We start from the raw sequence: 13,111 nt of genomic DNA, 5'->3' as shown, positions 1-13,111 counted from the left end.
AAGTCTCATACTGAGTAATAAAGATTCATACTGAGTAATAAAGTTGCATACTAAGGCCGTCAAGCATATGCTCAAATAGTGAGCATGGTTTGGCGGTTTTTGTTATGGCAAAAGGGAAGTACGAACTCACTGAAGCGAAGATCCGGCGTTGGATTAAACAAGGCCGGGGTCAAGGGCGCGGAGCTGACTACAAACCATGGATAACCGTTCGAGATGTTCCCTCTGATGGGCGCTCACATCGTACGTTTGGTCACAAAACCCAGCGCACCCATCATCTACTTTCCGATTTAGAGCTTGCTGTCTTTCTTATGCTTGAGTGGCATCGTGATACCCAAGATATTCGCGAGCAGTTCCCACTGGATCGTGAAGTTACACGGGTACTTGCTGCCGATGCTGGTATTCGACATCCTAAAAGTGGTCAGATACTCAATGTAATGTCATCAGATTTTCTGGTGAACACCCGCGATGCCCAACAACCCAAGTTTGCTCTGCAGGCTAAATACTCTAAGTTTTTGGCCGATGCCGCCACGGTTGAGAAGCTCGAGCTAGAACGTCGGTATTGGGAAGAAAAATCTATTCCTTGGATGATCGTTACTGAAAAAGAGATCCCCAAGGTCGTCTTCAGTAACATCCTTTGGCTTTATCCAGAGCAATCAAACTCGCAGCCTCAACAGAGCTTACTGAATAAGCTCAGTTTCTACGCCCATCAGATGAATGAAAACCCAGATCTACGAGTGGTCGATATTGCGAAAAAGCTGGATGTGGCTTACTCCCTAGAGCCTGGCGAGTCGCTGTTTGAGATGCGCCAGTTGTTGGCATTACGCTGCTTTCAGTTTGATGTTTTCACGCCCTATTTACAGCTAAAGGGGCGTGACCTTTCAGTAGGTAACGTTGCTAAGATGTTGGAGGAACTGAATGTTTCAAACCAATGAGGTAGTCAGTCTTGACGGTCATGAGTACCGCATTCTCAGTTGCTTAACTGGTGAGTACATTTGGATCAGCATCGAGGATGCTTCAGCGTTCCCTGAGCTGATCCGACAGCATGAGTTGGTACAAGCAATTGACGAGGAGCGCTTACTTCGTTGTGAGGACCCATTTGCATCACTCGCCATGATACAGCCGGAAGACGGTACCACTGCCAAGCTCAAACGCGATAAAAACATGGCTGTTATCTCGTCCATTGTTAGCCACCCTGAATACTATGACCGTCGGATCCGTGGGCGCTTGATTGGTGAAGCCATGCAAAAGCATGGTTTCACTAAGCAAACGTTGTATCGCTTATTGCGCCGTTACTGGCAACGTGGACAAATGCCCAATGCCTTACTGCCCGACTACCATAACTCGGGAGCTAAAGGGAAGAAGCGACACGCCAAGGACAAAAAACTAGGCCGGCCACGGGTATACAAACCGGGTATTGGCGCAAATATGGATGCAAGCGTTGAGCGGTTGTTTCGGATAGCCATCGACAAGTACTTACTTAAAGAGAGAAACGCATCAGTTCCCTATGCTTACCGGCGTTTTCAGAGCATATACACGACTCATAATCCACATGTGCCCGAAGAGGAGATCCCCTCAATTTGGCAGATGAAGCACTTCTATAAGCGTGAGTACTCAACTATTGAGAAACTGCAAAAGCGTAACAATAAGAACAACTACCGCAACGATGTTCGGCCTTTAACATCCACCGCAACCACCCAAGCGATGGGTCCTGGAAGCCGCTATGAGATCGATGCAACAATCGCCGATATCTACCTGGTATCAACTCGCGACAAGTCTGCCATTGTGGGAAGACCAACGGTTTATGCGGTTGTCGATGTGTTCTCTCGGCTAATTACCGGGGTATACATTGGTTTTGAAAACCCTTCTTATGCGGTCGCTATGCAAGCGCTTGTGAACTCGATGACCAGTAAAGTGGATTACTGTAAATCCATAGGCTTTGATATCTCTGATGAGCAATGGCCAGCCTTGGGCCTTCCCGATGCAATACTCGCTGATCGCGGTGAGCTACTGGGCCATCAAATTGAATCGCTGGAAAGCAGTTTTTCGGTGCGTATCGAAAACACGCCTCCACATCAAGGCTCCGCTAAAGGCATAGTTGAGAGGCATTTTAAGTGGGTTCAGGCTGACTTTAAGCCTTTTGCGCCGGGCGTGGTAACGGGAACGAAAGTCAAAAAGCGCGGTGGGAAGGACTACCGTTTGGATGCAGCGCTCACCGTACAAGATTTCACTGAGATCATCGTATCTTCGGTACTGATGCACAACCAGTTTGCTGTTCTCAAAAAATACGACCGCGCACCAGATATGCCGACCGATTTGGAGATGACGCCCTTATCCATCTGGAACTGGGGTATCCAAAACCGCACCGGTCGGTTAAGACAAGCCAGTGAGGCTGCACTCAGAGTCGCTATGATGCCCAGAGTGAAAGTATCTACATCTGAGCTGGGTGTATGTGCATTCGGGCTTTATTACACTTGTAGCGAGATGCTTGAGAGCGGCTGGTTACATCGTGATTCGTCAGTCAAACGCCCAGAAAGTTTACTTGCGGCATATGACCCGAACTCCGCCGATCATATCTATCTATTTACTAAAAACGGCTCGCTCGAACATTGGGTATGTAAGCTCTCTGACCATTCGCGTGAGTATCAAGGGTGTTCATTCTGGGATGTATGGCGGCAGCAAGCCAAGCAAAAATCATCAATGGCTAAGCAGCTGTTGGTTGATGATAAGCAGCGCCGCGATCATGAGAGCTTTGTGCAGCAGAAAATCAAGCAAGCCGTTGCTAACAAGCCTAACCACCAAGGGCTCACTAAAGCTGAGAGAATTGCTACCATCAGAAGCAATCGGGAGCAGGAGAAGCAGCAAGAGCGGCAAGGCGCAGCGTATAGCCCTACCAACACAAGCCAGGTTAAAGCCCCTGTCACACCTCTAAGAGCCGAGCAGGAAGATGACTGCACTTACCCTGATTTCATTGATGAGCTGTTTGATGATCATGAGGACTGATAGTTATGACCTTACCTGAAAACACCGTCGATGCCGTGTATCAAGACCCTGGTGTAGAGCGCTATAGGGGGAATCCCTTCATTGAAGCATTGCCGCCAATTATGCAGGTAGAGCAAGTCCGAGACGGACTGCGAGGTAAGGTTAGCTATCAGCCAGGAGATGCATTCTCCGATGGGCGAATCCGTGCACATGAGATTGCAGGCCTGCTCGATGACTTTTTCCAGCCTTTAGCGAACCACCTGCGACTAGAAGAAAAGATCTCAATTATGATGCGCCGTGGCTACGTGGGCCGAAATCTGGAAGATGGTTCGCTCAAAAGTCACTTACAAGATGGTTATGAGCGCATAAAGCGAGGTGAATTGTCGAGCTTTCGCTTTGCTAAAGCGCCTTCTACAGCCAGCAGCTTCGCACTTATCGGTGTGTCAGGCTGCGGTAAAAGCACTACGCTGAATCGTATTTTAGCGAACTACCCGCAAGTGATTTACCACGAAAAGTACAACTTTATTCAGCTGGTTCACCTGAAAATCGAATGCCCGGCAAAGGGTACGCTTAAAAGCTTGTGCGTTAACTTTTTCAGAGCCATCGATCAAAAGCTTAATACTAACTATGAGCAGAAATACACCCAAAAGCGCGTGGGTACCGATACCCTGCTCGCCTTAATGGGTCAAATTGCCACCCAGCGAGCAATTGGCATATTGGTAATCGATGAGATTCAGCGTTTAAGCCGGCAAAGTTCCGATGATGAGAAAGACATGCTGGAATTTTTCGTTGAGCTGGTAAACACCATTGGCGTGCCAGTTGTGTTGGTCGGTACCCCCAAAGCTCGGCCTATTCTTGAGTTGGAGCTTCAATCTGGTCGGCGTGTTGCTGGGTTTGGATCGCTATTTTGGGAGCCTATGAAGAACGAGGCTCCAGAAAGACATAAAGGCTCTGATCGCATTAAGCATTCAGAATGGAGTGCTTTTGCAAGAAAACTTTGGCGCTATCAGTGGCTTCAGCGTAAAGATGACGTGCTGACAGATGAGCTCCGAGATGGTTGGTATGAGTTGACCCAAGGCGTTCACGATATCGTGGTGAAGCTGTTTGTTCTCACTCAGCTGTGGGCAATCGCTAATCGTAGCGAGCGGATCTCACTCAAGTTAATGAGAAAGGTATTTGAAGATGAGTTTAAGCCGGTACACCCTATGCTGGCTGCACTGCGTTCGGGCGATCCAGAACTCGTGGTGAAGTACTCAGACCTACATGTGCCACAAATCGACAAGCAACTACTCGACCTTCGTCAGCGAATTGCTGAAGCAGGTAAACAGGAACCTGAGCTGGGTGTGTTTGATGGCAACCCCCAAGCTCAACGCTTATATCACTTGCTCGTGGGTATGGACTGTGAGGCCAGCCGCGTAGCTCCGTTAGTAGAACGAGCATTTAAGCAAAGCCCCGATATGAAGATACGAGAGCTCATGCCTATTGTTTTGGATTGGTATGAAGGTGACGCTGAAATAGAGCAAGAGGAGGCTCGAAGCGGCCAAGTCGTCAAACCAGCTAACTGGGGGACCCTCAGTGCTAACGACCTGCGCTACCAGTTTTCCAGTGAAGAAGATTTGTACGACACTCTAAATGAGCAAGGAGTCATCTTCCCAATGGAGTCATGGTTGGGTGGATGCAAAACTTGCAGGTAGAGTATGATAGCCATCCTCCTCATTATTTTTGCAAGAGCTAGGATGGTTGAACTTACTAATGAAGCACTTATTTGAGTTGCTTCTAGCGCGAGTAAACAGAGGTAGGTACCTCTTTCAACTCCACTGCCGTATCGCAATCATCAGGTGCTGATAGATTAAAATACTCGATGGTTACGCTGCTCTGGGCCTGCTGTGCAGCAAGCATCATTGAATATCGTGCGGTTGCTAGAGTGCCGGAAGTGGGGCCAAGGTGTAATACACCATTCCCGGTGCTCAGCATGACACCATAGCTGCTTTCCGCAGGTGACGGGCCATGATACCCCACATACACAAAGCGAGGTATGCCCGAACAGCTCACTAGCGCGTTGGCATGCAGCGACGCCAGTGTCAGTGAAATCGCTGTAACAATAACGCTTGTCTTCATTCGTTCCTCCCATTTGCTCTGGAATACGGCCTGACTTACTCGATGTCAACCAGACCAAGGTGTTTACGCATGCTTGTGATGTGTCACAGTGCTTAACGTGTATAGACGGATGTAGGCACTTCTCTTGATTGAACCACCGTATCGCAGTCATCCGGAGGTGAGTGGTTAAAAAACTCTAAAATAACGGTGCTTTGCGCTCGCTGTGCAGCCAGCATCATCGAGTAACGCGCCGTTGCCTGCGTATCGGACGTCTGACCCAGGTTAAGAATACCGGCAACAGTGTCGAGCTCAACACCGAAACTGTTCTCTGCTGGAGTTGGTCCATGGTAGCCAGCGTACACAAACCTGGGGATACCCGTACAGCTAATCAGTGCACTGACTTGTGTCGGTGCCAATATCAATAATGTAGTCACAACGATGTAAAGTCGCTTCATGGTTCACTCCGACAAAGTCCTAAGCTAGTGCAACTCAAGTCGAGCTAAGCGTTCTATTCCCAGAATCTCTGGTGGCAGCTCAGTCACACACTCATCGGCCCCACCAAAAAACGCGTGGCCTGCTGATGCTTTTAACGCAAGCAAAGCGCTGTACATGTTTTGCCCCTCAGGCGAGCTGATGGGAATGGCGTAGTGCCAAGTACTATTTCTATGACACTCAGCGTTTTCATCTGGTGCGTCGCTTAGCTGTAGAAAGACGATTTGTGGATAAGCCTCATCCATCATCAAGCGAGTTATTTGAGCATCGGCCACCGAAGAATGTCCCACCGGAAAATCGAGCGCATCAGCTCGACTTGCCGCTATCACGATGCTCCCAATTAGGCATGCTACGAAGCGTAGTGTTCTCACGGTACCTCCTTGTACTCAGGTCGAGTATAAAACCCTATTGACAGAGCGGTTATTTGTATACAACATCATATTAAGCATTTGATCAACAAGTATTTTCAACTCACGGGATGTTGATGTTTAGGTGATAGGTCCCTTGGGTGTCAATCAAATGCAAATGGCTATAAAGCCAACTAATGGAGAACGCTATGAAATGGATTTTGTATGTGCTCTGTGCTGTTTCTGTCTGTATTGCTGTATATTTCTGGCGGCTCTCAACTGTTCCCATTGCGACAATCTATACCTCTCCCCCACCTGAAACCTCCGAATCATCGGGAACGCGTATTTCGCAACACGCCAGACAGACACTCACAACGGTTTCTCAACGCATTCAAGATGCTGAACAACAGCAACCGGAAATCGATATCCCAACAGCAGCATTAACTCTTCCAACTCACAGTGATGGGGAACTTGCCCGTCTTGAAAAGCGGATAGCACGGTTTAAGGAGCTCACCCATGAGAAGTAAGTTCGTGACAACCATAATGCTATGCAGCATTTTTGCGACAGCCTCTCTTGCTTGGGCGGATGACACGCTTCCGACCCATACGGGCGTGTTGCCGTCTGAGTTTAATGTTGTGGATGGCACAGCAAACTACCGCATCCCTATCGAAGTCCCTCAGGGAAAAGCTAATCTCCAACCAGAGTTTTCGCTGGTATATCACCATACCAGTGGTGCTGGATTGACAGGGTATGGTTGGACCTTCTCTGGCAGCAGCATGTTCCATCGTTGTGAGAAAACAGAAGCGGTGGATGGTATTAACCAACCTCCCCAGTATCAAACCGACGATGCCTATTGCCTCGATGGACAGCGACTTATCTTGGTTGAAGGAAGCCCCGGTCAGGCAGGCGCAAAATACCGTGCGGAAGTGAATCCAGTCGACTATATCACTATTCGTGAAGCCAATGACTTCGGCCCGACAACGGTTGAGATACGCAATGTTGAGGGGTTGCTACACATTTACAATACGCCCGTTTATGGCCCCAGTGCCGAAGAGGAGCCTGACAGTCACGATCCAGTAAGGCAACTGATGTTAACAACAACGGAGGGGCTCTACCTGGATGCCGGCGATATACCCAACCCGGCTGCTCACCCGAATATGATTGCTTACGAGTACTGTGAGTATCCGAGAGACCAAGACGATGACTGTAGAGCGAAGGAAGATGAGCAGTTTGTGAGATTAAAAGCGGTTTGGTATGGCGGTAACATCAACACCACTACCGGCGCGGGGCGTATTGACTTTACCTGGGTTGAGAGTGAAAACCAAACCCAAGGATGGGTGCATGGCCGGCCCCAGAATCACCATTACCGTTTATCCGCGCTCTCTGTGAAAGGGAGCAGCTTATTTGAAGCTTGGCGTTATGAGCTTTATTACACAGCGGATGAGTTTGGTGTTGATTACCTCACTCAGGTCAGGATGTGCTCACCAGGGAGTAGTGATTGCTTACCTCCTATCGATTTTAAGTATCAATGGCAACTTGAAAGTAGTGGCGTTGAGTTTGAGGAAGATACGCGTTTTCAGCAGGTCGGATATGAATCGAACTATATGGCCGACATTACAGGTAATGGAGCACAAGATCTCATTGGGGTAGACAGTGATGGATTAATCTATGTTGCACAAGGTTCTAGAAACGCAGAGGGCTTGCTTGAGTGGGCGGAATACAAGCAATTGTTCAGTGACAGCGGTGGGATCATTAGTGACCACAGTCGCTTAGTATCGATGGATTTGTACCAAGATGGCACAAATGATCTGGTGTTTCTAAAAGATCGCACTTTGGAAGTATCCATTGTTGAAGGTACCTATGTACAAGAAGCGTTCGCATCTGCTTCCACACCCGCAATCGAAGAAATTACTTACGCTGTTGGTTGCTATGATGACCACCCCGCTCATGCTTTATATCTGGCAGATGTAACCGGGAACGGCTATGCCGATTTGATTTGTGAATCAGCTTGGACGAAAGAGGGAGGAGTTGGCTCTAGACATGATTTTCACTTCAGGCAGCAATATCGGGAGCTCAGTGATGGCGTGTTCCAAGAGAGCGTTTGGATAGTTAACTACACCGAAAAACACAACGGTAGAAATCAAGAGATGAGTGTGATCACTCATCTTGGGGACTTCAACAATGACGGTGTCGCCGGAAATTACAGTGGTAAGGAACTCTATGCTGGAAGTAGTGGCCCTATTGGCTCTTCAGTCAACAGTATTCATCGTCTTGATATGTCGCTTAACGCCTCCCAACGCTTTGGCCGATGGGGTGCGCCTCTCCAAACATTCGAAGGTGGCTTTCTAGATTGGATGGAAGACATCAATGGTGATAGTAACCTCGATTTCTTGAGGCTGGCCAACAAAAACACGATTCGCGTTGTACAGGGGTTGGGAACTGGGTACTTCTCAACCATGGAGGATTTGACTACAACCCACCAAGATATTGAATCTAGTGACAATGTTGGCTTTTTCGATATCAGTGGTAACGGTCAATTAGATCTCTACTATTGGTTGGATGGTGCGCTATATGTCCGTTACCAAGTGGCAGGGCTCTTCTTAGACGCAGAGCAAATCATCAGTGATGTCCCAGAGATCAAGGAACAAGACTTTGCTAGTTTTGTTGATGTGTTAGGAGATGGCCGAGTATCTTTTATTGTTTTAGATGAAGATAAAGAGCCTAGGATCTTTCATGGTAACCGGAGTTTATCCCATAAGTTTTTAGCCCGTGTCGACAGCCTAGATAGCGCCTCTATCAAGTTTAGCTATCAAGCGATTGGCGGTGGTAGCACTCACTACGATCCTGACTTCCTTTACTACGAAAACGACGAGCAACGTGACTACCTGTTGGCGAATACAGTGTCCATTAACCGCGGAATGTTTTTGGTTGATGAAGTCATCCAGCTTAGTCCAAAAACAGAGCAGCTGGTTGGCCACAAAACCTATCGCTATGGCGGGTTTCGCGACGGCCTTAAGGGCCGGGGATTTTTAGGCTTAGGCTACGTTGCGATGCGCGATGAATTAGCCAACCATGAGGTGCGTGAGACTCGCTCGCTCATTTTCCCTTTCAACGGGCAAGTAGCAGAAGTTGAGGATGTGCTTGTTCCCACCACAGGGGCAGAAGTACTGCTCAACCATTCGCAGTCAGCCTACTGTATGGTTAGCCCTCAAGGGAAAATGGTACCCGGTGTGGCAACCTGTGAGACCACATTGGTCAATGCGCAGCGCGCATTGAATCCAGAGCAAATCTGGTTTTCGCACTTGCAAACTAACGTGCAACAGGCATTCGAGCTTGATGGTACGCAGCTTACGGATACCTACACTCACTACAGCGACTTCGATGAGTTTATGAATGTTGGCCGTATCGAGAGTCAGGTGGATTCACTGGTGAGCTTAATACCGGGGGATTACTACAGAACCGAAACCGTGAGCACCTTCAAACCACCTGCCATGGATATGCCCTGGCAGAATAACCGGGTTGAGAGCACCACGGTGAAACACATTACGCCTGAGGGGGACTATAGTGATACCGCCTCGTTTACCTACTACCAAAATGGGCTGCTTGAGTCAGAAACCAATGGGGATAGTAATACCTACCTCACGACCATTTATGAGTATGACGCGCTGGGGAATGTGACGAAGGAGACCATGCAGGCCAGCGGTGCTGATATAGACCGAGTCGTAACTTATGAATACGATAAAGGGCTGTTTTTACGCGAGCAAAAAGTCTCAAATCTGGCATACAAACCCGACGGCTCAGAGGAGCTCAGCAATCAAACTACCGCCTACACCTACGATGCGACTACCGGTTTCGTTAAGACAGAGAAACCCCCAGGCTTTATAGATGCCACCATTACCTATTACCGAGACTGGTTGGGGCGAGTTGAAGCCATTGATTATCCTGGTATTGCCACTGACACGACCTACACGCGAATGCGTGTAACCGACAGCACCCGCTCAAACTGCGAGGCATCAGGGCTTCCCGATGCTGCCTACTGTGAGATAGAGCGTGCGCCGGGAGACATAACAACCATCAAGGTGATAAGCGATATCGGGCACACTCTTCGCGAAGTGAGTTACTCGATGGACGGTAAAGCCATCTATGTTGATATCGAGTATGACCATCGAGGCCAGCCTGTTCGGATAAGTCGCCCCTACTTTAGTGGCTATGCTCCCTATTGGAGTGTGCAGACCTACGATGCTATTGGTCGGCCTCTCACTATCTCTGAACCATCCGGCGATGGTGGAACCACGAACATGACCCGTACGGCGTATTTTCCTGGTTATACCGCCACATTCGACAAAAACGGTGTGCAGAGCCGACGCTATGAGAATGCGCGGGGGGATGTCATCCGACAAACGTCCGAGGGCAAAGCCACCATCGATTACGTCTACCACCCCAAAGGGTGGCTTGTGCAAACGACCCTCGATGGTGAGCACCCTACCTTCTTTGAGTATGACCGCCTTGGTCATAAGACCGTACATGATGACCCGGCAATGGGGCGGTGGACGTTTGACAACAATGGCTTCGGTGAAGTTATTGTTCAAACCGATCCGGAAGGTGTCGTGACCACCACCAAGTATGACCAAATCGGCCAGGCCTACCAGCAAAACCGCATTCTCGATACTCGGGAAGAGCGCGCGTACTGGGTGTATGCCTCGGACGGTGCGCCTAATCTTGCTGAGCAGCACATTGAAGTACTGATTGATGGGGAGCTGCAGGCAGAGCAGTCGGTAGTCCAAATGTATGAATATAGATGGACCGTCGATGAAGATACACATGGCATGGGTCAGCTGACCAAGCAAACCCAGGCACTTCACGACCCGGCTCTCGGGGATATTCAGTGGGTTATTGATTACGACTACAATAGCGAGGGGCAGTTAGACACCGAAAGCCGTCCAAATGGTTTTGATATCATCTATCACTATCAACATGGTCATCTAAGTGCATTGACCGGACCGGTAGGTCAAAACACCATGGATATCTCCCGGGAGGAGGTGCAGGATATCATTGACGAAGCCATAGCCAATGCTGAAATCTACCTGGCCGCCGCCGAAGAGATTAAGCCTCAGCTAAAACAGCTTGAAGCTTGGGAGCTGGAGATGCGTGAAGCCGCCGGGCAAACCATTCCCGTTGAGGGCGTCAATGACACAACCTTAGGGCGCTACCAAGGCCGGGCACATCGGGTATGGTACAGCGATGAAGGCTATGCGATGACGGTGACACCGGATACCTTTGTGCCATTACATGGGACGGTCACCATCCCACTGCTGATTACGCCTGATTTTCACTATATTTTCGATCCCAATACTGCCGAAGTCATTGAGATATCTCATGATGAATACCTTGAGATAGCACAAGGTGGTGACACGCCGTGGGGCGTATTTACGGAGAGTACGGACAACGCCTGGTTTGGTGAACTCAGCGCCGAAGGGCTGGTAGAAATCGTGATTCTCGATGGCAATACATTCTCAACGAATCCTTATGTGCAAAATGATTGGCGCGGCACTCTCAATAGTATGGCGAATGACTACAGCGTGGCCCGCGAGCTATTGGTAGGGCGCTATGACACCTACGTTCAAGCGATAGAAGATATGCTCAGCCTAGTCGCGCATGTTGGTGCACTCTATGGTTACTTCGATATGAAACGCCTGGATGAGGTAGACAGAGAGAGTGTCTGGGGGTACGTGCTAGAAAATCTCGACGCACCCGAGTATAGCGTTTACTGGCGAGCCCACGAGGTCGACGCCCACGGGCGTGTACGCGCAGAGAGTTTCGGGAATGGCGTTACGACTGACTACAACTACCACAATGGCACGGGTCAGTTGCATAATATCGACACCCGCGGCCCCGGCGATACTGAGCTCTTCAGTGGACGCTCATGGCTGAGGCAGATGGCTTACATTTACGACAGAAACGATAATATGCTGTCGCGCACCGATCTCACCCGCGGCATTCAGGAAACCTTTAGCTATGACAGCGCTGAGCAGCTTATCTCAGCAGAATACAACTCGACTAACTATGCGGTTCTAGGAAAAACAAACCGCTTCACTGAGACCTTTAGCTACGATACCCGGGGTAACTTCCTCACCAAGAATGGGGTGAGTTATCAATACGGTAACCGGGCGTTTGGCCCCACGCAGGTGGGCACGGATACCCTTAGTTACAATCAGCGCGGCGCGGTAACCGCAATCGGAGAGCGGCAGTTTACCTGGGGCTTGGCCGGTCAGGCGTTAACCCTTAGCAAAGGCACCGAGCATGTCAGCTTTGTCTATGACGCGGATAATCAGCGGGTTAGAAAACGCGCGGGCGGTGATGATCAAACCTTCTATCTGGGTAAGGTTTATGAAGAGCGCTATCACGAAGGGCTGGAAGGCTATCAGGCAGAGCAACGTAACTATCTGTATGTGGGAGGCCGCGCAATTGGTGTATCCATCAAGACAGAGCGCGTATCAGACAATAGCGAACTGAGCCGGGAGGTCCACTACTTCCATCAGGATGCACTGAACTCGGTAAATCTTATCACCAATACCTTGGGGCAAGTGATATCCGAAACCTGGTTTGATCCTTGGGGTGAAGCGCGGGCGATCGACTGGGAGCAAACCTCCCCGCTTCCCGCGGGGCTGCTATTTGGCAGTTTGACCAACCGCGGCTTTACCGGCCATGAGCATGTTGCTGAAGTGGGGCTTATCCATATGAATGCCCGGATATACGATCCCAACCTGGGGATATTCTTAAGTCCCGACCCTGCTATGCAATCACCGGATGATGCCCTGAACCATAACCGCTATGCCTATGTGGTTAATAACCCATTGAAATACCACGACCCCAGCGGAAACATCTTCGGTCTCATCATCAGCATCGTCAGTGCGGTAATTGCTGCAAAAGTTCCACTAGGCGCTATCGGCAGCATGGCCCTGGGTTTTGGGATGGGCTTTATTGGTGGTCTGGTGATGGGAATGGATATACAATCCGCGTTTTTTGCGGGCCTGACTTCAGGGGTCTTTGCAGGGGTGGGGCATGCACTCGGTGATACGGGGATATTGCATGAAACCTTTGGCAAATCGCCCTTTGGCCGCTCCTTTGTGCACGGCATGGCAGGGGGCAGCCTGAATGTGGTGAAAGGGGATAACTTTGGTACCGGCTTCTTAAG

8 protein-coding genes are annotated in these 13,111 nt (G+C 49.5%); 5 read left to right on the top strand and 3 right to left on the bottom strand.

Annotation, left to right across the window (positions count from 1 at the left end; all coding sequences use genetic code 11):
- Positions 1–104 precede the first annotated feature (104 nt).
- From G462_RS0113190 to G462_RS0113180, 3 genes are read left to right on the top strand one after another with little or no spacing between them, the layout of a single operon-like run.
- A complete protein-coding gene (locus G462_RS0113190) occupies positions 105–932 on the top strand; it encodes a heteromeric transposase endonuclease subunit TnsA (RefSeq protein ID WP_026959406.1) in 828 nt (275 codons plus the stop codon).
- Positions 916–3,000: a Mu transposase C-terminal domain-containing protein gene (locus G462_RS0113185; protein WP_026959405.1), complete on the top strand. Its 2,085-nt coding sequence runs from the start codon at positions 916–918 to the stop codon at positions 2,998–3,000. Before G462_RS0113190 ends, G462_RS0113185 begins: the two co-directional genes overlap by 17 nt.
- Before the next feature lie 5 nt (positions 3,001–3,005).
- Positions 3,006–4,673, top strand: coding sequence for an ATP-binding protein (locus G462_RS0113180; RefSeq protein ID WP_026959404.1), 1,668 nt, complete (start codon positions 3,006–3,008; stop codon positions 4,671–4,673).
- A gap of 82 nt (positions 4,674–4,755) precedes the next feature.
- On the opposite strand, the gene G462_RS24510 is transcribed toward G462_RS0113180, so the two are convergent.
- The 3 genes from G462_RS24510 to G462_RS0113165 form a co-directional block, all read right to left on the bottom strand.
- Positions 4,756–5,097, bottom strand: coding sequence for a hypothetical protein (locus tag G462_RS24510; RefSeq protein ID WP_157360278.1), 342 nt, complete (start codon positions 5,095–5,097; stop codon positions 4,756–4,758).
- A 92-nt stretch (positions 5,098–5,189) separates the two neighbouring features.
- A complete protein-coding gene (locus G462_RS0113170; protein ID WP_026959403.1) occupies positions 5,190–5,531 on the bottom strand; it encodes a hypothetical protein in 342 nt (113 codons plus the stop codon).
- A 24-nt stretch (positions 5,532–5,555) separates the two neighbouring features.
- Complete coding sequence (locus G462_RS0113165; protein ID WP_026959402.1) at positions 5,556–5,939, bottom strand: hypothetical protein; 384 nt, start codon at positions 5,937–5,939, stop codon at positions 5,556–5,558.
- A gap of 185 nt (positions 5,940–6,124) precedes the next feature.
- On the opposite strand from G462_RS0113165, the gene G462_RS24505 reads away from it, so the two are divergent.
- On the top strand, positions 6,125–6,442 hold the full coding sequence (locus G462_RS24505) for a hypothetical protein (protein ID WP_026971753.1): 318 nt from the start codon (positions 6,125–6,127) through the stop codon (positions 6,440–6,442).
- Positions 6,432–13,111: RHS repeat-associated core domain-containing protein (locus G462_RS22805; RefSeq protein ID WP_157378621.1), on the top strand; the 6,680-nt coding region annotated here is incomplete at its 3' end. The genes G462_RS24505 and G462_RS22805, both read left to right, overlap by 11 nt.

The organism is Aliagarivorans taiwanensis DSM 22990, assembly GCF_000429505.1.
Lineage (GTDB): Bacteria > Pseudomonadota > Gammaproteobacteria > Enterobacterales > Celerinatantimonadaceae > Aliagarivorans > Aliagarivorans taiwanensis.
The sequence above is the reverse complement of the archived record's forward strand: the minus strand, read 5'-3'. Positions and strand labels throughout refer to the sequence as shown.

Coding starts and splice junctions, on each gene's coding strand:
- G462_RS0113190 (WP_026959406.1), top strand. CDS start 105: ATGGCAAAAGGGAAGTACGAACTCACTGAAGCGAAGATCCGGCGTTGG.
- G462_RS24510 (WP_157360278.1), bottom strand. CDS start 5,097: ATGAAGACAAGCGTTATTGTTACAGCGATTTCACTGACACTGGCGTCG.
- G462_RS0113180 (WP_026959404.1), top strand. CDS start 3,006: ATGACCTTACCTGAAAACACCGTCGATGCCGTGTATCAAGACCCTGGT.
- G462_RS24505 (WP_026971753.1), top strand. CDS start 6,125: ATGAAATGGATTTTGTATGTGCTCTGTGCTGTTTCTGTCTGTATTGCT.
- G462_RS0113170 (WP_026959403.1), bottom strand. CDS start 5,531: ATGAAGCGACTTTACATCGTTGTGACTACATTATTGATATTGGCACCG.
- G462_RS0113185 (WP_026959405.1), top strand. CDS start 916: ATGTTTCAAACCAATGAGGTAGTCAGTCTTGACGGTCATGAGTACCGC.